Genomic DNA, 20387 nt, shown 5'->3' on the forward strand with positions numbered 1-20387 from the left:
TCAGTCCTTGACGGCGCCGGCGGTGACTCCTGCGGAGACGTAGCGCTGGGCGACGACGAGGAGCACGGCGGCCGGGAGGGAGGCGACGACGGCGGTCGCCATGATCGAGTTCCACTCCTGGTTGTTGTTGCCGATGTAGCGGTAGATGCCGAGCGTGATCGGCTGCAGGTCGCCTCCGCTGTCGAGCGTCGACGCGAAGACGAAGTCGGACCACGCCCAGAGGAACGCGAAGAGCGAGACCGTGACGACGGAGTTGCGGCTGATCGGCATGATCACGGACGTGAAGGTGCGCCAGGCGCTCGCGCCGTCCATCCGCGCCGCCTGCGTCAGCTCGTCCGGGATCCCCGACATGAACGCGGTGAAGATCAGCACGCCGAACGGCACCGCGATGGTGGAGTCGGCCACGATCAGCCCGGCCACCGAGTTGAGGAGCCCGAGGTTGAGGTAGATGGCGTAGAAGCCCATCGCCATGATGATCGCCGGGATCATCTGCGCGATCAGCAGCACGAACGAGACTCCGTTGCCTCCGCGCGGCCGCAGCTTCGCCAGCGAGTACGCGGCCGGAGCGGCGATGGCGACGGTGAGCGCGACCGTCCCGAGCCCCACGATCAGGCTGGTGCCGAGGAACGGCAGCTGCTCGCGCAGAACCGCCTCGTAGCCGGTGAAGGTGGGCGAGAGCGGGAACCAGTCCGGCGGATCCTTGCGCATCGAGCCGGTCGGAGTGAGCGAGACGTTCACCATCCAGTAGACGGGGAACAGCATGATCGCGGTGAGCGCGATGCCGATCGCGGTCAGCCACCAGGGCCTGCGCGCGGTCACGACTGCGCCTGCTTCCGCTGCACCCGGATGTAGACGACGCCGAACGCGAGGGCCAGGAGGATCAGCAGGTTGCCGACCGCCGCCGCGGGTCCGAAGTCGGGCAGCATCGAGCCGAAGCCGAGCTGGTAGGTCCAGGTCGCGAGCGTGGTGGACGAGTCGGCCGGGCCGCCCTTCGTCATGATCCAGATGATGTCGAACACCTTCAGCGTGTAGACCAGGCCGAGCAGGATCGTGATCGCCGAGACCGGTCGCAGGAGCGGCAGCGTGATGCGCCAGAACTGCTGGGCGCCGGTCGCGCCGTCGAGCGAGGCCGCCTCGTAGAGGTCCTGCGAGATGTTCTGCAGACCGGAGTAGAGGATCACGAGGTTGAACGGGATGCCGATCCAGATGTTGGCGATCAGCACCGCGATCAGCGAGGTCGACGGCGATGTGAGCCAGTTGATCTGCCCGATGCCGAACGACTGCAGGAACGCGTTGACGATCCCGGATTCGCTGTTCAGCATCCACGACCAGGTCGACGCCGACACGATCAGCGGCAGGAGCCACGGCACCAGGAACAGCGCCCGCAGCGTCGAGGAGAGCGGGAAGGTCCGGTAGAAGAAGACCGCCAGCGCGAGCCCGATCGAGAACTGGAACGCGATCGACACGACCGTGAAGACGGCCGTGTGCAGGAGCGCCGGCCCGAAGGTCGCGTCCTGGAACACCTGGATGTAGTTGTCGAACCAGATGAACGCCGCGTCGCCCTGCACGAACGAGCGGACCGTGTAGTCCTTCAGGCTCAACTCGAGGTTGCGGTAGAGCGGGAACGCGTAGAAGACGAGCAGGTAGACGACCAGCGGAGCGAGGAACGCCCAGGCGATCAGCTGGCTGCCCTCGAGGCGCGTGCGGCGCCGGGGCGGAGCGACGACCGCCGGGGCGGCGTCCCTCCGCTCGCCTGCGCGCTGCAGCAGCCGGGCGGTCTCGGTGGTGGTGGTCATGGTCTCTTCCCTCTGACGGCCGGGTCGGTGCGCGCGGCACCGACCCGGCTCATCCGGCTACTTCGTGGCGGACTCGGCCGCGGCCTGCGCGGCCTTCAGTGCGTCCTCGGGCGACTGCGAGCCGCTCAGCGCGTTCTGCACGGCCGTCCAGAGCTGCTCCGAGATCTGCGGGTACTTCGTGCCGAGATCGTCCGAGGTGCGGCCCTTGGCGGACTGCACCGCCTCGACCCACGGCTCGAGGTCGGCGTTCCCGGCGACCTGCGCCTCCTGGGCGGCAGCGGTCGGCGCGATGTACGAGAGCGTGTCGTCGGTCGTGACGAGGTTGTCGGTCGACGTCAGGCACTCGGCGATCGCCGCGGTGGTCTCGTAGCGCGACTCGTCGCTCTGCACCGGGAGGGTGAGGAACTCGCCGCCGGTCGGCGCCGGAGCGGATCCGCCGTCGATCGCGGGGATCGTGAGGATCCCGTAGTCGATGCCGGAGGCCTTCGCGTTGGCCAGCTGCCAGGTGCCGTTCTCGCCGAACGCGTACTCGCCGGTCTCGAACTCCTGCCAGCTGGTGGTCTGCGTGTTGCCGATGACGGAGTTGGGCGCGTAGCCCTTCTCGACCCAGTCGGTCCACAGCGAGACGGCCTGGACGGCCTCGGGCGAGTCGAGCTCGGTGAGCTCGGCGCCCGATCCCCAGAACCACGGGAGGAACTGGAAGCTCCCCTCCTCCGTGCCGATGCCCGAGAACGTGATGCCCTTGCCGCCCGAGGCGGTGACCTTCGCGAGCGCGTCGGTCAGGCTCGCCCAGTCGGTGACGGAGGCGATGTCGACGCCCGCCGCGGCCAGGACGGTCGTGTTGTAGTAGAGCGCGAGGGTGTTGGCCCCGATCGGCACGCCGAACGTGTCGCCACCGGTCTGCCCCGCCGCGAGGATGTTCGCGTCGATGTCGCCGGTCTCGAGCCCGTTCTCGGCGGTGGTGGTCAGGATCCCCGACTCGGCCAGCGTCGAGACGACGGGGTTGTCGACGAGCAGGATGTCGGGCGAGTTGCCCTGCTGCCCTGCGAGCAGCGCCTTGTTGGTCAGGTCGGTGGTGTCGTAGCCGGTGCGCTCGACGGTCACCCCCGCCTCCGTCCCGCAGGCGTCGATGAGCTTCGCCCAGTCGCTGCTCTCGTCGAACTGGGGGTACGGGTCCCAGAACGTGTAGGTTCCTCCCGCGGCCGAGCTGGAGCCGTCTCCGGATCCTCCTGCGCAGCCGGTCAGTGCGGCCGCCGCCGCTCCCAGCGCGACGGCGGCGCTGAGGCCCCGTGCGTACTTCCTCGTCCTCACGGATGTTCCCTTCGTCGTTGACGGGTCGGTTCCGGTCCGCCTTCGCGGTGTTACCGAAACTACTTTCTGCGGGATGAACCTACGCACGCCGCTGTCGGGCGTCAAGAGCACGTTACGTTTCGGCATTTTCGGTTTTTCGCGCACTCGTGCGAGGATCGGGCGGAGCGCTCATCCGCGCCGCCGATCGGAGGACGCCGTGACCCCGCGCAAGCCCACAGGCTCGATCACCCTGACCGACGTCGCCCGCGTCGCCGGCGTCTCGGTCGCCACGGCGTCGAAGGCCCTGAACAACCGCGACCAGGTGCGCGCCGAGACCCGCCAGCGCGTCCTCGACGCCGCCGCCTCCCTGTCGTTCACCCCGAACCCGTTCGCGAAGGCCCTGAACTCGTCGCGCACCGGCACCATCGGCATGCTCACCAGCGACCTCGACAACCGCTTCGTGCTGCCGGTCCTCCTCGGCGCCGAGGACGCCTTCGGCGCCGGCTCCACCTCGGTCCTGCTCTGCGACGCCCGCGGCGACTCCATCCGCGAGCAGCACCACATCAAGAACCTGCTCGCCAAGCGCGTCGACGGCATCGTGATCCTGGGCCGCACCACGAACTCGCGCCCGTCGATCACGAGCACGATCCCCGTGCCGGTGGTCTACGCCTACGCCCCCTCGGAGGATCCCGCCGACTCGTCCTTCACGCCCGACAACGCGCAGGCCGGCGTCCTCGCCGCGGGACACCTGCTCGACCGCGGCCGCCGCCGCATCGCCCTCATCAACGGCGAACCCAGCTACGCGGCCGCCCGCGACCGCGCGGCCGGTGTGCAGCAGGCGCTGACGGAGGCGGGTCTGACGCTCGTCGGCGGCGACGTGCTCTACGGCCAGTGGTCCGAGAGCTGGGGGCGGCAGTGCGCGGAGGAGCTCGTGAACGCGCACCCGGACCTCGACGCGATCATCTGCGCGAGCGACCAGATCGCGCGCGGGGCGCTGGACCACCTGCGCGAGAGCGGGCGACGGGTGCCGCGGGACGTCGCGGTCGTGGGATTCGACAACTGGGATCTGCTGGTCGAGGCCGCGCGGCCGCCGCTGTCGAGCATCGACATGCAGCTCGAGACGCTGGGGCGCGCCGCAGCGGAGGAGCTGTCGCACGCGATCCGCGGCGGAGCGACGCCGGGCGTCCGTCGGATGCCGGTGCGGCTGGTGCCGCGCGAATCATCGGCGTGAGGCGGCGCTCGGGTGCAGACGAGGCTCGCCTGGACGATCGCCTCCGAAGACACCGCTCGCACTCACCTCACCCAGGGTGTGCAGCCGAGAGTGATCAGCACCCGAGAAGAGTCCCGAACCCCGTCGGACTCGGTATGCCCCTCCGAGCATCCTGCTGAGACGACATGAACTCGCGTCCGACGAGGTTCGCGGACGCGGCCCTGAGACGGACGATGTGCCGCGCTCCTCACCCTCCCTGGGTGAGGCCGGTGATCAGGTTGATGGCGACGGCCACCACGAAGGTGCCGAAGAAGTAGGACAGCAGAGCGTGGGCCAGGGCGATGCGGCGTGAGGGGGTCGAGGACCGGGTGATGCTGTCGGCGCTGTACGCCATGCCGATGGAGAAGGCCGTGTAGGCGAAGTCGCTGTAGGACGGGTCCTCGTCCTGGTCGAAGTCGAAGCGGTGGCGGTCGTCGAGGTAGTACATGCGCGCGTACTTGAAGGCGTAGACGGTGTTGATGAGCGCCCAGGCCGCGACGACCCCGACGACCGCGAGGATCGCGGCCGCGGATCCGACGGGGTCCTTCTGCTGGCTGCGGAGGAGCGCGACGACCACGAGGACGAGGCTGAGGAAGGTGGCGGCGATGATGAGCGAGTCGACCAGCTTCCGGGACCGGTCCTCGTGGCGGGCGAGGTCGCGGGTGCGTTCGGGGCCTGCCGGCCACGCCGTCGACCAGGCCCAGACGAGGAACACCGCCGCGGCGATCGCCCAGCCGAGCAGAGGCGACAGATCGGGGACACCGAGGAGCGCGGTGATCGCCGCGACGGCCGCGCCGACGAGTGCGGCCACACCGGCCTTGACTGACAGGTGGGACATGACGGTTCCTTTCCGATCGGTGGTTCGTCGTCCGGTCGCGCGGTGCGGTGATGCTCCGCGCGGAGCTCATCCGGGCCGGGCTCGCGAGAGGGGGACGTAGAGGCCGGCACGCTCGGCGCGGACGGCCGCGAGCGTGCGCGACGTGGCGTCCAGCTTGACCAGGATGTGCTCGAGGTGAGAGGCGACCGTGCGGGGAGCGACTCTCAGCGCCCGGGCGATCTCGAGATTGGAGCACCCCTCGATCACGTGGCCCAGCACCTCGAGCTCCCGCGGTGTCAGGCCCCGCAGGCGCGTCGCGGGGGAGAGCACGACGACTCCGCGGGACACTGCGGCGAGCTCTCTCTCGCAGGCCAGCACCGTCACCCGCACGTAGCCGTCCGGCGACTGCCGGCGTCCGCGGGGCCACAGGAACGAGGCGTAGTTCTGCCCCTCGGCGAGGGCGTCCCTCGCGGCGTCGATCAGAGCCGAATCGGCGGTGAGCAGCTCGTCCGCGGAGAGACCCGGAAGGGAGGCGACGCCGTGGTCCGGGAGGAGGACCACGCCTGCACCGGCTCCGCCGACGACCGAGGCCGACGCGGCGAGCGAGCGGACGGGGTCGATGCCCGAGGTGAGCGTCGGCACGAGTCGAGCGAGGCGTCGGCGGACCGCCGGCGACGGCGGTTCCGCGCTCCGGAACAGCACCGTCATGAAGCCCACGTGCCGGCCCCCGTCCTCGAAGAGAGCGACGGAGAGGGTCTCGTGGAATCCCGCGGGGAGCAGGCACTCCGCCCAGGTCTGCAGGTCCCTCGGGGAGTAGGGGACGTCCGACAGGCTGATGGGGGGCCGGTCGCGATCCGCACCGGTCCTCTCGATGTCGAGCGCCATCTGCGGACCGCTCAGGTAGCGGACGCACGACTCGTCGAGGTCGGTGCTCGCGACCGAGCGGTATCCCGTGCCGTTCGGCTCGGCCAGCGCCATCCACGCGCCGTCGAAGGGGATGTGGTGGTGCAGCTCGTCCAGCATCGCCTGCGCCCGCTCGCGGACCGGGCCCGGGCGCGCGGCCGTCTCGGCGAGGTGGAGCGCAGCAGTGCGTGACACGGGACTCGACCACCTCAGGACCGGGGGCAGGGGATGCGAAGGGATTGTCCGAAGACCGGTGCTTACCGGGATACCACTGCGAGCCCCGTCGGAGGGACCCCCTCGACGGCTCACCGGATCGGCAGTTCTGCCGATGGTGCCTCCCGTTCGGCGGGCGTGAGATCGAGGTGTCGCCCGGTCGACCGACCCGAGGCGGCTTCGACCGAACGTCGCGCACGGAGGGGAACGAGCATGAGAGCAGTGGTGTACGAGGGGCCGCGCACAGTCGCGGTGAGAGACGTCCCGGATGCGCGGATCGAGCGCTCCACCGACGTGCTGGTGCGCATCACGACCACGAACATCTGCGGGTCCGACCTGCACATGTACGAGGGGCGCACCAGCTTCGAGACCGGGCGGTGGTTCGGTCACGAGAACATGGGCGAGGTGATCGAGGTCGGCGACGGCGTCGACAAGGTCAGGGTGGGGGATCACGTCGTCCTGCCGTTCAACGTGGCGTGCGGGCACTGCAAGAACTGCGAGCGCGGGCTGACCAACTACTGCCTCACCGCTCAGCCCGTCCCGGAATGGGCCGGTGCGGCCTACGGATTCGCCGGACATGGGACCGTGGGCCGGCGGCCAGGCCGAGCTGCTGCGGGTGCCCTGGGGCGACTTCAACTGCCTCCGGCTGGGAGAGGACGCGGAGGAGAAGTCCGCCGACTACGTAATGCTCGCCGACATCTTCCCGACCGGCTACCACGCGACCGAGATGGCGGGGGTGAAGCCCGGAGACCAGACCGTCATCTACGGTGCCGGCCCCGTCGGCCTGATGGCCGCGCTGTCCGCCACCATCAAGGGTGCGAGCCGAGTCATGGTCGTGGATCGGCATCCGGATCGTCTGCGACTGGCGGAGTCCATCGGCGCGATCGCCATCGACGACTCGAAGGTCGATCCTGTGGAGGCCGTGCTGGAGTACACGATGGGGCTCGGCGCCGACAACGGCTGCGAGTGCGTCGGCTATCAGGCGCACGACCCCGGCGGCGAGGAGCAGCCGAACCTCACGCTGAACCGCCTGGTCCAGTCGGTGCGCTTCACCGGGCGGATCGGCACCGTCGGCGTCTTCGTGCCGCAGGACCCCGGCGGCCCCGACGAGCTCGCGAAGGAGGGGCGGATCGCCTTCGACATCGGCTTGCACTGGTTCAAGGGCCAGACCCTGGGAACCGGACAGGCGCCCGTCAAGAAGTACAACCGCCGGCTCCGCGACCTGATCGCCGCAGGGAAGGCGACGCCGTCGTTCCTCGTCAGTCACGAGCTGCCGCTCGAGCAGGCACCGGACGCCTACGAGCACTTCGACAATCGGGACGACGGGTGGACCAAGGTCGTCCTCAAGCCCGGGAAGGCGGCGTGATCATGGCCGGAAGAGCGACTGCGGCAGTCGGAGTCGGCATCGCAGGGGTCGCGGTGGGCCTCGTCGCCCGTTCCCTCGTGAAGAAGGAACGGGAGTCCGACGGGGACGGGCCGCACCCGGAAGGGTGGAAGGCGGTCACCGTCCTGGGCGAGGCCCGGGACTTCGAGAGCGGCGGGTATCCCGAGCCGCTGGCGCGTCTGGCGGAGTCGCTCGAGATCCGGATCGATCCGGCCCCCGGGGACAAGGGCTTCGAGGTGCACGCCCGGTTCCGCGAGGGTGCCGATCCCGGGGTGGACGACGATCCGGGCAAGGCGCTGCGCGAGGCTCTGCGCGACGCCAAGCAGATCTTCGAGACGGGCGAGGTCCTGCAGGCGACCCCGAGACCGCACGGAGAACGACCGCGCACCCTGCTCGGTGGCGCGGTCGACGAAGCAGAGGACGAGGCGAAAGGCGGAGGTGTGCTGTGAAGGCTCTGTGCTGGACCGGAGTGAACGAGCTCTCGGTCGAGACCGTCGAGGATCCCGGGATCCTCAATGCTCAGGACGCGATCGTCAAGGTGACCCTGAGCACGAGCTGCGGGTCCGATCTCCACCTCCTGGGCGGGTACGTCCCGACGATGCGAGCGGGCGACGTGCTCGGGCACGAGTTCATCGGCGAGATCGTCGAGGTCGGATCGGCCGTCACGAAGCACCGGGTCGGCGACCGTGTGGTGGTCTGCTCGTTCATCAGCTGCGGGAAGTGCTGGTACTGCCGCAACGAGCTCTACTCCCTGTGCGACAACGGCAACCCGAACGCGGGCATCCCCGAGATGCTCTGGGGCCAGGCGCCCGGCGGCTGCTACGGCTACTCCCACGCGCTGGGCGGGTGGGCCGGCAGCCACGCCGAGTACATCCGCGTGCCGTACGCCGACCAGGGCGCCTTCGCCGTTCCCGAGGGCATCAGCGACGAGCGGGCGCTCTTCGCCTCCGATGCCGCTCCGACAGGATGGATGGGAGCGGACCTCGGCGGAGTCCGACCCGGAGACACCGTCGCGGTCTGGGGCGCCGGCGGTGTCGGGCAGATGGCGGCGCGCGCGTCGCTGCTGCTCGGCGCCGAGCGCGTCATCGTGATCGACCGCTTCCAGGAGCGGCTGACCCAGGTCGAGCAGGTCATCGGCGCGGAGACCATGAACTACGAGACCAGCGAGGTGACGGCCGAGCTCCGCGAGCTGACCGGTGGACGCGGCCCCGACGTGTGCATCGAGGCGGTCGGCATGGAGGCGCACCGCGACGGACCCGATTTCGCCTACGACCAGGTGAAGCAGCAGCTGCGGCTGCAGACGGACAGGCCCACCGCCGTCCGCGAGGCGGTCTTCGCCGCGCGCAAGGGCGGCAGTCTCTTCGTGCTGGGAGTCTTCGGCGGCTTCGTCGACAAGTTCCCCCTGGGGGCGGTGATGAACAAGGGCCTCACGCTCCGGTCCGCTCAGCAGCACGGGCACCGGTACATCCCGATGCTCCTCGAGAGGATGGCGCGAGACGAGATCGTCACCGAGCACCTCGCCACGCACGTCATGCCGCTCGAGGACGGCCCCGCCGGCTACGCCATGTTCAAGGAGAAGACCGACGGGTGCGTGCGGGCGGTCTTCCGACCCTGACCGTCGAGGAACCGCCCCCGCTCCACCCTGAGGAGCAGGGGCGGTTCCGATGGCGACGCCGCCGAAGGCCGCGGTCGAGCGGCTGGCGAAGTCGTCGAGGTCGTAGGTGCCGAGGGGTCGCAGTGGGCATCATGGGACCGTCACCGGGCGGATGTGATCCGGGGCCGGCTACGCCGATCGAGCAAGGGAGACCGATGATGGCAACCCAGGTGAGCAAGGCACTTCTCGTCCGTCTGGAGGCGCTGCCCGGCAAGGCGGACGACCTGCGGGCGTTCCTGAACCAGGGGCTGACGATCGTGGAAGGGGAGCCGAAGACGGTCCGGTGGTTCGCGCTGCAGTTCGGACCCACGTCGTTCGGCATCTTCGACGCGTTCCCCGACGACTCCGGGCGCCAGGCGCACCTGTCGGGCGAGGTCGGCCGAGCGCTCGGCGAGAACACCGGGGTCCTGTTCGGGGAGCCCACCGTCGAAGAGGTCGATGTCGTCGCCGAGAAGCAGCCCGCGTAGGCGCGGCAGGACGACGCTCATGGAGCACCGCCTGTTCGGCCGCCCTCCGTCGGAGGTCTCCGTGATCGGGCAGGGCACCTGGTACATCGACGATGCCCACCGCCCGACCGCCGTGGCCGCGCTACGTCACGGGATCGACAGCGGCATGACGCACATCGACACCGCCGAGATGTACGGCGACGCCGAGCCGGTGGTCGGTGCGGCGATCGCCGGACGGCGGGACGAGGTCTTCCTCGTCTCGAAGGTGCTCCCGAGCAACGCCTCGCGTGCCGGAGTGGTGGCGGCGTGCGAGCGCACGCTGACGCGGTTGGGCACCGACAGGCTGGACTGCTACCTCCTGCACTGGCGCGGCTCGCACCCTTTGGAGGAGACGTTCGCCGGGTTCGAGCAGCTGCGCGAGCAGGGCAAGATCCGGTCGTGGGGCGTGAGCAACTTCGATGTCGACGATCTGGAGGAGGCCTGGCGGTCGGGCGGGGAAGGGCACCTCGCCTGCAATCAGGTGCTGTACCACCTCGAGGAGCGCGCGATCGAGCACGCCGTGCTCCCATGGTGCGAGCGGCAGGGGGTCGCCGTCGTCGCGTACAGTCCCTTCGGTCACGACCGCTTCCCCGATCCGCGGACGCCGGGGGGCCGCGTGCTCGAGCAGATCGCGGCGGAGCACGGTGCGAGCGCCCGGCAGGTCGCCCTGCGCTTCCTCGTGCGCCGGCCGGCCGTCTTCGCCATCCCCAAGGCCTCCACCGTCGCGCACGCCGACGACAATGCAGGGGCGGGCGCACTGGAGCTCAGTACCGCCGAGCTCGACCGGATCGACGCCGCGTTCCCCCGCGGACCGCGACCGCGCCGGCTGCCCATGCTGTGACGTCGACCTCTGCTCGACGCGCGCTACGAGCGGAGGGTGTCGGAGGGGTTCTCGGAGAACGTTGCGCGATAGCTGGCGGCGAATCGGCTGAGGTGGATGAACCCCCATCGAGTGGCCACCTCGGTCACGCTGACAGCTTCCGGCGCGGCGACGAGCAGTTCCTCGCGGACCCGCTCGAGCCTCTGCCGCCGTAGGTAGGCCATCGGTGTCGTGTCGAGAGTGCGGCGGAACGCCTCCTGAAGGCTGCGAGCACTCGTCGATACGGCCGCCGCCAGTTCGGTCACGGTCCACGGATGCTCAGGCCGGCGCCGCAGGAGCTCCACCGCCTGCGAGAGAGGGCGTGGGCCGCCCTTCGGTGCTGGTCCGGTCAGCTCCGACGAGTAGTTGTGCGGCTGCCCGAAGAGCAGGCTGTGCAGCAGGACCTGCTCCAGCCGTTGCAGTGCCAGCGGGTGCGCCAGGGGCCCGGACGCCTGGTCGGACGCGCCGTCGATCAACTGCAGCGCCTGGAGGACGAGCCGACTCGCGGGTGTGCTCAGGTCGATCTCGGAGGCGAAGTGGACAGGCGCGAGATCATCTCGCCCGAGCAGAGCCTCCACTTCGAGCTGCATCAGGTCGCGGGGGATCATCACGGAGAGTTGCGCGAAGTCGTCGCTGCAGTCGAGCTCGACCGATTCGCCGGGCACGAAGGCGCCCGCCGTCGTCGAGGAGGCGTGAACGGGCGCACCCGCACCTGCGCGCATGACCGAACGCCCGTCCATGGGGATGTCGACGTGATAGTCCTGCGCTTCGACCGTCTCGATCCGCACCGCCCCCCGGAACCTCATGAAGCCGCAGGTGATCCGCCCCACGAGCAGAGCGTTCAGGTGCATCCTGACGTCGTCGTCCGACCGCGCCGCGGGAAAGCCGACCGGGAGGAAGGCCTCGGACAGTGCCTGCCGCGTCTCGTCGAGACCGCGCGTCGACGCCATGCGTCGACTCGCGAACATCTCCGCCGAGCCGGTTCTCATCCCGTGATCCTCAGCCGCGCCCGCTTCCTGCTGCAGTCGGCCGCTCGCGCGGAACGGACACTCCTCCGCGTGCAACGGATAGAGGCGGGCGCACACCTCTGCCTACCCTGGAATGCCGCTGAGATTCCCCCGCTCAGCGCTGCGCGGTGGCCGAACTCTTCGGGTGAGGGCGGCCACCGCCCCACCACCCGGTGAACTGCTGACACGGACACGGATCCTCCCGTCACGTCGCCGCTCCCACCGTCCTGTTCGTCTGCGGTCTCGGGCGGCGCGCGCGTCGATGCTGCCGGCGAGCGACAAGTGGTCGCTCACCGATCGTCGAGGCGCGGAGGACGCGCGCCTCGAGGTTCTGTTCCGACGCTCTGACGCGATCGTCGCCTCCGGCGAACGGTGCTCGTGCTCAGGAGGAGGAAGCCGGCACCCGTGGCGGCGAGGGATGCCGGCGCCGGGAGCGCACTCGTGACGACGAGAACGACTCGAGCCTCCGTCTTGCTCGGACCGGTTGACGCTGAGGGGCTGCGTCGCGAGCGCGATCGGACCCTACGTCGCCGGCGCCGCAGTCGTGTCGACGACGACGAACGCGTCGAGGATCACGTTCGACCCCGTGGACGCAGGATTGCGCCCCGTCCCGCGAGACACCGTGACCTCGTGCGGCCCCGCGGCCAAGGGCCCGCTGCTCCACACCGTCTGCTTCGCCCGCGACGTCGCGCTGTACCGGTCGACGCTCGCCACCTTCACCCCGTCCAGCTCGACCTCGTTGATCCCCGACGAACTCGTGAGGCGACTCACCCAACTCACCCCCGTCCCCGTGAACCGCAGCGTCGCCGACGCGCCCGCCGTGCTCGAGTGCGCGATGCTCCCGCCGCTGTCCGACGCCGACGTCAGCGTGGACCACGTCCCGGTCGTCACGATCCGATCCGACCCGTTCTCGTACGTCCCCGCGCCCGGAAGCGCCGACGGAGGCGGCGGTGCGGCGGTGACGACGAACGCGTCGAGGATGAGGTTCGAGCCCGTGGCCGCAGGGTTGCGCGTGGTTCCACGGGAGACGGTGAGCGTGTGCTTGCCCGCGGGAAGAGGACCGCTGCTCCACACCGTCTGCTTCGCACGGGACGTCGCGCTGTACCGGTCGACCGTCGCGACCTTCACTCCGTCGAGCCGCACCTCGTTGATGCCCGAGGACGAGGTGAGGCGGCTCACCCAGCTGATCCCCGTGCCCGTGAACGCGAGCGTCGCCGAAGCCCCCGCCGTGCTCGAGTACGCGATGCTCCCTCCGCTGTCCGACGCCGACGTCAGCGTCGACCACGTCCCGGTCGTCGCGATCTTGTCGGAGCCGTTCTCGTACGTCCCCGCGCCCGGGAGAACCGCCGACGGCTCGCTCACCGGTCCCTCGGCGAGCCACCGGGTGAAGTACTCCAGCATCTCCTTGTTCGTGAAGCTCGGAGCGGCGTGCCCGTTGGTGCCCTCGCCCGGATGGGAGCGGAGGGTCGCCTCCTTCGCGACCGGGAGCGCCCTCGCATGCAGCGCCATGCCGTGCTTCGCGAAGGGCACGACGACGTCGTCCGGTGAGCCCGTGATGCGGAGCCGAGCGTTGCGCCAGACCTCCTGGGGAAGACGAGCAGGATTCGCGGCGGCGATGGCCGCGGCGTCGCGGAAGTAGGGCAGCACCTTCTGCGGCTCGCTGGCCGCGCGCTCCTCCAGGTCGTAGGAGCTGCTGGCGAGATACGCACCGAGGACCCTCGGGACCAGCCGCTTGCCGTAGGCCCAGGCGAGCAGTGGACCGCCACCGGAGTCCGAGCGCAGCAGGCTCGCCTCGATGCGCCAGAGAGATGACGCCCATGCAGCCACCGCGACCTGGATCTCGATCGCCCTGTCACTGGTGTAGGTGCCGCCGCCGTAGGTCGGGCAGATGCTGACGATCCCGCGATCCACCGCCAGGTCCGCCGAGTAGGCGAAGGCGCTCGAGAGCGCGGTGTGGTTGGCGTTGAGGGAGTGGTAGTACCAGAGCATCGTCGCTCCGACGCTCTGCGAAGGCGGGGCGGCGTGCGGGACGAACAGTCGGGATCGGTCTCCCGCGACGACGACGTCGATGATCTCGTAGCGCTTCCTCCCCGTGCGCGACGTCGCGGTCGCCATCCGGGACACCTCGCCGGGGAGCTTCGGGACCGCACCGAGGTCGCCCGCGGCGACGGCCGGGGTGGCGAAGGCGACGGCTCCCGCGCCGGCCACGGAGGCGGCGAGGATCGTCCGCCTGGACGGAGTCCTTCTCTCAGACATGGTCATCGAGCCTCTCCGCTCGTCTCTCTGCGAAGACGAACGACCGAGCGGAGGGAAGAGATGCAGACGCCGAGCGGCTGCTCGGATCCCTTGTGCGGCCTGTGCTCCGAGGAGTGTATGCAGGGGGCCGAACGGATGTCACGGGCATTGTGCGAAGTCGTCCGGCCCGGATCGAGGACGGCTCCGCCCGCTGATCACGCCGGTGTCGGCCTGATGGTGACACCGCGTCGGAGCCCTCCCAGACAGGAGCCGCTCCGCCGCCCTGTACGGAGCGGCCTCCTCCACGATCGCCTGCCCCTACCCGCGCCCCTCCGCCGACTCCCGAGCCTCCGCCACCCGCATCGTCCCGCCCGCCTGCGCCGCGAACGCCCGCGCCGTCGCCGCGATCGTCCGCTGCATCACCCGCACCGCCGCCGTCGGCGCCAGGTCCGCCGGCCGCGCGAGGCTGATGGTCCGGGTCAGCCGCGTCGGCTCCTCGATCCGCACGGACCGCAGCCCCGGCCGCCCCTGCAGCACCATCGCCGGCACGATCGCGACGCCCAGGCCCCGCTCGGCGAAGCGCAGCACCGCGTCCATCTCCGCCCCCTCCAGCACGACGTCGGGCGTCAGTCCGGCCGCCGAGAACGCCGCGTCGGTCGTGCGGCGCAGGTCGTAGCTCGAGTTGAAGACGATCTGCGGCAGGCGGGCCACGGCCGCCAGATCGAGCGCGCCCGACTCCGCCAACGCGGGCTCCGCGGCCGACGAGACCACGACGAGCTCCTCGACGAGCAGCGGAGTCACGGTGAACGCGCCGAGGGCCGCCGCGGTCGACGTCGTCACGAGCGCGAGATCGAGCTCACCCCGGGCGAGGCGGTCGAAGAGGCTGCGCGAGCCGTCCTCGGCGAGGTGCAGCTCGATGGCGGGGTGCGCCGCGTGGAACGCGTGCAGCACCTCGGCGACGAGGCTGATGCAGAGCGTCGGAGTCGCGCCGAACCGTACCCGGCCGCGCTCGAGCCCGGCGAGTTCCGCCAGCTCGCGGCGCACCGACTCCGCGTCGGCGAGCATGCGCCGTGCGAGAGGCAGGAGGAGCTCGCCGGCCGAGGTGAGCGTGTTGCCGGCGCGGGAGCGGTGGAACAGCTCCGACCCCAGATCCTGCTCCAGCGCGGCGATCTGGCGGCTCAACGAGGGCTGCGCGAGATGCAGCGACTCGGCTGCGCGGGTGAAGCTGCCCGACCGCGCGATCTCGACGAATCCGGTCAGCTGCTCCAAGTTCACGAACATAGCCTAAGCGCATCGCCAGCAGGCGGAAGATGCATTGGAGTAATCGAACGCTGAAACCTAGCGTGGAGGCATGACCACTTCAGCGACCACCACCCCGGAGCGCCGGATCTCCACCTCCGTCCTCGTCATCGGCACCGGCGGCTCGGGCCTGCGCGCCGCGATCGAGCTGGCCGAGGCCGGCGTCGACGTCCTCGCGCTGGGCAAGCGCTCGAAGTCCGACGCCCACACCTCGCTCGCGGCCGGCGGCATCAACGCGGCCCTCGCCACGATGGACCCCGACGACAGCTGGCAGCAGCACGCGGCCGACACCATCACCGAGTCGTACCTGCTCGCGAACCCGCACACCGTCGAGATCGTCACGAAGAACGCCGCCCGCGGCATCCAGGACCTCGAGCGCTACGGCATGCCCTTCGCCCGCGAGGACGACGGCCGCATCTCGCAGCGCTTCTTCGGCGCCCACACCTACCGTCGCACCGCCTTCGCGGGCGACTACACCGGCCTCGAGATCCAGCGCACACTCGTCAACCGCGCCGCTCAGCTCGAGATCCCGATCCTCGACACCGTCTACGTCACGCGCATCCTCACCAACGACGACGGCGCCGTCTTCGGCGCCTACGGCTTCGACCTCGTCGACGGCACCCGCTACCTCATCCACGCCGACGCCGTCATCCTCGCCGCGGGCGGCCACAACCGCATCTGGCGCCGCACCTCCTCGCGCCGTGACGAGAACACGGGCGACTCGTTCCGCCTGGCCGTCGAGGCCGGCGGACGCCTGCGCGACCCCGAGCTGGTGCAGTTCCACCCGTCGGGCATCATCGAGCCCGAGAACGCGGCCGGCACGCTCATCTCGGAGGCGGCGCGCGGCGAGGGCGGCATCCTCCGCAACGGACTCGGCGAGCGCTTCATGCACAAGTACGACCCCGAGCGGCTCGAGCTCTCGACCCGCGACCGCGTCGCGCTGGCCTGCTACACCGAGATCAAGGAGGGTCGCGGCACGCCGAACGGCGGAGTCTGGCTCGACGTCTCGCACCTGCCGCGCGAGACGATCATGACCCGCCTCCCCCGCGTCTACCAGACGATGCTCGAGCTGCAGATGCTCGACATCACGACGGACCCGATCGAGATCGCGCCGACCGCGCACTACTCGATGGGCGGCGTCTGGGTCCGCTCGGACGACCACAGCACCGACGTCCCCGGCCTCTACGCCATCGGCGAGGCCTCCAGCGGCCTGCACGGCGCGAACAGGCTCGGCGGCAACTCGCTGATCGAGCTGCTCGTCTTCGGCCGCATCGTCGGACAGGCCGCCGCGGAGTACTCCGCGTCGCTGACCGCGCAGACCCGCTCGGCGGCCTCGCTGCAGGTCGCCCGCGACGAGATCGCCGACCTGCTGGCCGCCGACGGCACCGAGAACGTCCGCGCCCTGCAGCGCGCCATCCGCAACACGATGACCGAGCACGCCGGAGTCGTCCGCGACGAGGCCGGCCTTCTCGCGGGCCTCGCCGAGCTCGACGCGATCGAGGCCCGCATCGCCGACATCGGCGTGCACCCCGACATCGCCGGCTTCCAGGACCTCGCGCACGCCTTCGACCTCAAGTCCGCCGCCATGGCCGCCCGCGCCACCCTCGAGGCCGCCCTCGAGCGCCGCGAGAGCCGCGGCTGCCACAACCGCAGCGACTACCCGGATCTCGACCCGGCCCTTCAGGTGAACCTGGTCTGGTCCCCCGCCACCGGGATCACCCGCGAGCAGATCCCCGCGGTCCCGGAGGAGATCCAGTCCCTCATCCGCGAGGTCGCCACCGCAGGCAAGCTGCTCGAGTAGTCGGGCACCCCCGCACGACGCCGACCCTGCTCAGATCGGGCCGGCGTCGTGCCGTCTCAGCGCGGCAGCACGCCGTCCGGACTCCGCCACTCCGGATGCCGGCCCTCGACCCGGTGCCGGTACCCGCCGTCACTCCTCCGGCATCGAGAAGTCCGCGAAGTCGAACCCCGGCGACACCAGGCAGCTCACCACCGCGTCCTCGGTCGACGGCAGCGTCCGCTGCCACACGTCAGCCGGCACGAGCGCCTGCACCGCCAGCCCGTCGACCGCCGACCCGAGCAGCACGGTCTCCCCGTCCACCGGCTCGTCACCGTTCCCGCCGAACTGCAGCGCCACCCGCCCCGGTCCGTTCCAGATCCACGTCTCGGCCGACGACACCCGATGCCACGCCGAGCTCTCACCGGAGGGCAGCAGGAACACGATCAGCGTCGCCGCCGGCCGCTCGCGCGTCGAGCCGTCGGGCGCCGTGAGCGTCAGCCGTTCCGGAGACGTCCAGGTGCGCCGGTACCAGCCGCCCTCCGGATGAGGTTCCAGCCCCATCGTCACGGCGAGCGCCGGCCGCCGCACCCTCTCGAGCACTCGTCCGTCCACGCTCAGCCGATCCACCAGCTCGCCCGTCGACTCCGCGTCCATCGGACCTCCTCCATCCGGGCGACACTCGTGCCCCCACGCGATTCCACTCTCGCAGCGACCACGTCGTCTGCAGCTTCGGCTCGCAGAAACGCCTTCGGCTCGCGAGAACACTCAGTTCCTGAGAGCCGAACGCGTTCCCACGAGCCGGCTGAACCGCCTCTCAGCCCAGCTCCCTCAGCCGGCCGATCACGCCCTCGCCGAGCCGTGCCACGTACCCCTCCGGGTCCGGCCCCTGCGGCGCCAGCTCCACGAGCGTGATGCCGATCGCCGCGTACTCCTCCATCGCCCGCACGAAGCCGTCGGGGTCCCCGATCGGGTCCCCGCCGCCGATGATCGTCTTGGTGATCGCGTCGTAGTCGCGTCCGAGCTCGTCGCAGTGCCGCCGCAGCACGTCCAGCTTGTGCGCGACCGCCTCGGCACCCGTCGCGAACAGGTTGCACGCGTCGCCGTACTGCGCCACGAGCCGCAGAGTCTTCTTCTCGCCACCGCCTCCGATCAGGATCGGCGGACCCGGCTTCTGGATCGGCTCCGGGTGGTTCAGCGTCTCGGCGAGCCGGTAGTGCTCGCCCTCGAACGGACCGTCGTCCTCGCTCCACATCTGCCGGCAGATCCGCAGCGTCTCCTCGAGCCGCTCGAACCGCTCCTTCAGCGGCGGGTACGGCACGCCGAGCCCGAGGTGCTCGCGCTCGTACCAGGCCGCGCCGATCCCGAGCATCGCGCGCCCGCCCGAGAGCACGTCGAGCGTCGTGACGATCTTCGCGAGCAGCCCCGGGTGCCGGTAGGTGACCCCGGTCACGAGCAGCCCCAGACGGAGCCGCTCCGTCCGTCCCGCGAGGAACCCGAGCGAGGTGTACCCCTCGAGCATCGGATCCTCGCTCGTCGCGAACTGCTCCATCTGGAAGTAGTGGTCCATCAGCGTGAACCACTCGCAGCCCACGTCCTCGGCCGTCCGGGCCGTGGCCCCGAGGATCGGAGCGATCCCCGCGCTGCCACCCGGCAGCGTGAAGTTCATGAAATGAATGCCTACCTGCATGGGACGCTCTCCTGTCGTTCGCGAGGCGACGTCCGGATCCGCGCCCACCACGCAGAGCACCCGGAGGTCGGTGTCCTCCGAGCCTGTCACCCCTCCCCTCGCGGAGGTCATCGTCCTGACAGCATTCACGGGTGCACCCCGCACGGCCCTCAGGAAGAGCCGGTCACCGCATCGGCGCCGCTCGACCGGCGCTCAGTTCTGGACGGACGGAGTCACGCCGTGACGCGGAACCGCCGCCCGCCGATCTCGACGACGTCGCCGACCGCCAGCTGGCGCCCGCGTCGGCGGTCGACCTCCCCGTTCACCCGCACGAGACCGTCGGCGACCGCCTCCTTCACCTCGCCCCCGGTGTCGAGGATCCCCGCGAACTTCAGGAACTGCCCGAGGCGGATGGACCCGCCGTCCAGCGGCACGTCCTCGACCTGCTGACGGCCCTTCACCAGCGTCCACCCACGGGAGCATCGGCGGTCTCGTCGTACTCCATCGGCAACTCCATCACCTCGAAGATGTCGGGCGAATACCAATGCTCCTTTCCTCCACGACCATGAGTGCCCAATGACCTGAGCCATCCCCGGGCCTCGGCATTGCGGATGAGATTCCTCGCTCCCTGGTTCGTGATGTCGAGTCGCGTCTGGACATGTCGGACAGTGACGAACGGATTCCGAACGATGATCTCGACCAGTCGCGGCAGGCTCGACCTCTCCTTGATGGCCTCCTCGTAGTAACGCTCACGGATTCGAATGAGCTTCCGAGAGCGCGCCACCGCATCGTCCGATTGCGCGCGAACGGCCCTGAGGAAGAACATCAGCCATCCGTCCACGTCGCTGGTCTCCCGAACGGCCTGCAGGCGCTCGTAGTACTCCTCGCGATGCGTCTCGAAGAAATGGGAGAGGTACAGGAGGGGCAGAGGAAGTCGCCTCCGTTCCATGAGGAGCAGGTTGATCAGCAGACGCCCGATCCGCCCGTTCCCGTCGAGGAAGGGGTGGATCGTCTCGAACTGGTAATGCATGAGACCCGCTTGGATCAACGCGGGGAGGTGGCGGCCGTCGTCGTTCACGAATCGCTCCCAGTCGGCGAGCAGATCACCCAGATGGACAGGTAGCGGAGGCACGAAGGTGGCGGTCTCCGGAGTCGCGCCGGCATGTCCGACCCAGACCGGCGACGTCCTGAACTCACCAGGGCTCTTCTCCTCGCCTCGCACCCCCGTGAGAAGCGTCGCGTGCACCGCGAGGATCAGCCGCTGGGTGATGGGAAGGGTCTTCGCCAGCTCGTAGGCCTGGCTCGTCGCTTCGAGGTAGCGGTGGACCTCGGCCGTGTCGTCGTTCCGTGAATCCTCATCGATCTCCGACTGGAAGACGTCGGAGAGGGACGCCTGGGTTCCCTCGATGCGGGAACTCGCCAAAGCCTCCCTCCGCAGATACGGCCCGATGAGCTGCCCGGGATCGGTGATGAGCATTCCCAGACCCTGAAGATGGCCCAGCGCCGCGTCAGCCTCGGAGAGAGCCGATACGACGTCCGCAGAGAGGTCGAGGGTGCGAGGTATCGGCTTCGGCAGGTAGTAAGTGAAGGCCCACTTGTTCCCCGGTTCCCGAGTCGGACATCCGAACGGCGAGTCGGCGAAGCGGCGCTGATCCATGCACCGACGCTACAACGAAAATGCGGTTCGAGTTGGAACTGGCGGATTTCAACCTAGTGCAGTTGGAGCGTCAACGGCACTCTCCAACTCGGC

19 protein-coding genes and 1 pseudogene are annotated in these 20387 nt (G+C 70.0%); 8 read left to right on the plus strand and 12 right to left on the minus strand.

What is annotated here, in order from left to right:
* The 3 genes from LRG51_RS11595 to LRG51_RS11605 are packed head-to-tail and all read right to left on the minus strand — an operon-like array spanning position 1 to position 3107.
* A complete protein-coding gene (locus tag LRG51_RS11595) occupies positions 1-819 on the minus strand; it encodes a carbohydrate ABC transporter permease (protein ID WP_230672842.1) in 819 nt (272 codons plus the stop codon).
* Positions 816-1796 (minus strand): carbohydrate ABC transporter permease, encoded by a 981-nt coding sequence (locus tag LRG51_RS11600; RefSeq protein ID WP_230672843.1) that lies wholly within the window; start codon positions 1794-1796, stop codon positions 816-818. The genes LRG51_RS11595 and LRG51_RS11600 overlap by 4 nt, the downstream gene beginning before the upstream one ends.
* Before the next feature lie 57 nt (positions 1797-1853).
* On the minus strand, positions 1854-3107 hold the full coding sequence (locus LRG51_RS11605; RefSeq protein ID WP_230672844.1) for a sugar ABC transporter substrate-binding protein: 1254 nt from the start codon (positions 3105-3107) through the stop codon (positions 1854-1856).
* A 196-nt stretch (positions 3108-3303) separates the two neighbouring features.
* Here LRG51_RS11605 and LRG51_RS11610 point away from each other — a divergent pair, with 196 nt between their 5' ends.
* Entirely contained in the window at positions 3304-4317 is a 1014-nt protein-coding gene (locus LRG51_RS11610) for a LacI family DNA-binding transcriptional regulator (RefSeq protein ID WP_055784606.1), read from the plus strand.
* Between the two features lie 226 nt (positions 4318-4543).
* Here the strand turns inward: LRG51_RS11610 and LRG51_RS11615 are convergent, their stop codons facing one another.
* Positions 4544-5173 carry a DUF1345 domain-containing protein gene (locus tag LRG51_RS11615; RefSeq protein WP_230672845.1) on the minus strand — a complete coding sequence of 210 codons (630 nt, stop codon included), beginning with the start codon at positions 5171-5173 and terminating at the stop codon, positions 4544-4546.
* 66 nt (positions 5174-5239) lie between these two features.
* Entirely contained in the window at positions 5240-6250 is a 1011-nt protein-coding gene (locus LRG51_RS11620) for a response regulator transcription factor (protein WP_230672846.1), read from the minus strand.
* Positions 6251-6610: 360 nt separating this feature from the next.
* On the opposite strand from LRG51_RS11620, the pseudogene LRG51_RS19595 reads away from it, so the two are divergent.
* From LRG51_RS19595 to LRG51_RS11650, 6 genes and pseudogenes are all read left to right on the plus strand, one after another.
* A pseudogene (locus LRG51_RS19595) lies at positions 6611-6766 on the plus strand (alcohol dehydrogenase catalytic domain-containing protein); the annotation flags it as partial.
* A gap of 79 nt (positions 6767-6845) precedes the next feature.
* Complete coding sequence (locus LRG51_RS11630) at positions 6846-7634, plus strand: zinc-binding dehydrogenase (RefSeq protein WP_230672847.1); 789 nt, start codon at positions 6846-6848, stop codon at positions 7632-7634.
* Positions 7635-7636: 2 nt separating this feature from the next.
* Positions 7637-8101, plus strand: a complete 465-nt coding sequence (locus tag LRG51_RS11635; protein WP_230673127.1) for a hypothetical protein — start codon at positions 7637-7639, stop codon at positions 8099-8101.
* Positions 8098-9267, plus strand: coding sequence for a zinc-dependent alcohol dehydrogenase (locus tag LRG51_RS11640; RefSeq protein WP_230672848.1), 1170 nt, complete (start codon positions 8098-8100; stop codon positions 9265-9267). Before LRG51_RS11635 ends, LRG51_RS11640 begins: the two co-directional genes overlap by 4 nt.
* A gap of 194 nt (positions 9268-9461) precedes the next feature.
* Complete coding sequence (locus tag LRG51_RS11645; RefSeq protein ID WP_230672849.1) at positions 9462-9773, plus strand: putative quinol monooxygenase; 312 nt, start codon at positions 9462-9464, stop codon at positions 9771-9773.
* 19 nt (positions 9774-9792) lie between these two features.
* A complete protein-coding gene (locus tag LRG51_RS11650; protein ID WP_230672850.1) occupies positions 9793-10632 on the plus strand; it encodes an aldo/keto reductase in 840 nt (279 codons plus the stop codon).
* 23 nt (positions 10633-10655) lie between these two features.
* On the opposite strand, the gene LRG51_RS11655 is transcribed toward LRG51_RS11650, so the two are convergent.
* The 3 genes from LRG51_RS11655 to LRG51_RS11665 form a co-directional block, all read right to left on the minus strand.
* Positions 10656-11639, minus strand: a complete 984-nt coding sequence (locus LRG51_RS11655; protein WP_230672851.1) for a helix-turn-helix domain-containing protein — start codon at positions 11637-11639, stop codon at positions 10656-10658.
* 540 nt (positions 11640-12179) lie between these two features.
* Complete coding sequence (locus LRG51_RS11660) at positions 12180-13913, minus strand: hypothetical protein (RefSeq protein WP_230672852.1); 1734 nt, start codon at positions 13911-13913, stop codon at positions 12180-12182.
* Positions 13914-14210: 297 nt separating this feature from the next.
* Complete coding sequence (locus LRG51_RS11665) at positions 14211-15173, minus strand: LysR family transcriptional regulator (protein WP_230672853.1); 963 nt, start codon at positions 15171-15173, stop codon at positions 14211-14213.
* A gap of 70 nt (positions 15174-15243) precedes the next feature.
* Here LRG51_RS11665 and LRG51_RS11670 point away from each other — a divergent pair, with 70 nt between their 5' ends.
* Entirely contained in the window at positions 15244-16992 is a 1749-nt protein-coding gene (locus tag LRG51_RS11670) for an L-aspartate oxidase (RefSeq protein ID WP_230672854.1), read from the plus strand.
* Between the two features lie 129 nt (positions 16993-17121).
* Here the strand turns inward: LRG51_RS11670 and LRG51_RS11675 are convergent, their stop codons facing one another.
* From LRG51_RS11675 to LRG51_RS11690, 4 genes are all read right to left on the minus strand, one after another.
* Positions 17122-17625 (minus strand): cupin domain-containing protein, encoded by a 504-nt coding sequence (locus LRG51_RS11675; RefSeq protein ID WP_230672855.1) that lies wholly within the window; start codon positions 17623-17625, stop codon positions 17122-17124.
* A gap of 160 nt (positions 17626-17785) precedes the next feature.
* Positions 17786-18658 (minus strand): LLM class F420-dependent oxidoreductase, encoded by an 873-nt coding sequence (locus tag LRG51_RS11680; RefSeq protein WP_230672856.1) that lies wholly within the window; start codon positions 18656-18658, stop codon positions 17786-17788.
* A gap of 212 nt (positions 18659-18870) precedes the next feature.
* Positions 18871-19098 carry an RNA-binding S4 domain-containing protein gene (locus tag LRG51_RS11685; RefSeq protein ID WP_230672857.1) on the minus strand — a complete coding sequence of 76 codons (228 nt, stop codon included), beginning with the start codon at positions 19096-19098 and terminating at the stop codon, positions 18871-18873.
* Positions 19095-20294 carry a Fic family protein gene (locus LRG51_RS11690; RefSeq protein ID WP_230672858.1) on the minus strand — a complete coding sequence of 400 codons (1200 nt, stop codon included), beginning with the start codon at positions 20292-20294 and terminating at the stop codon, positions 19095-19097. Before LRG51_RS11690 ends, LRG51_RS11685 begins: the two co-directional genes overlap by 4 nt.
* Positions 20295-20387: the final 93 nt, after the last annotated feature.

The organism is Rathayibacter sp. Leaf248 (assembly GCF_920939495.1).
GTDB lineage: Bacteria > Actinomycetota > Actinomycetes > Actinomycetales > Microbacteriaceae > Rathayibacter > Rathayibacter caricis.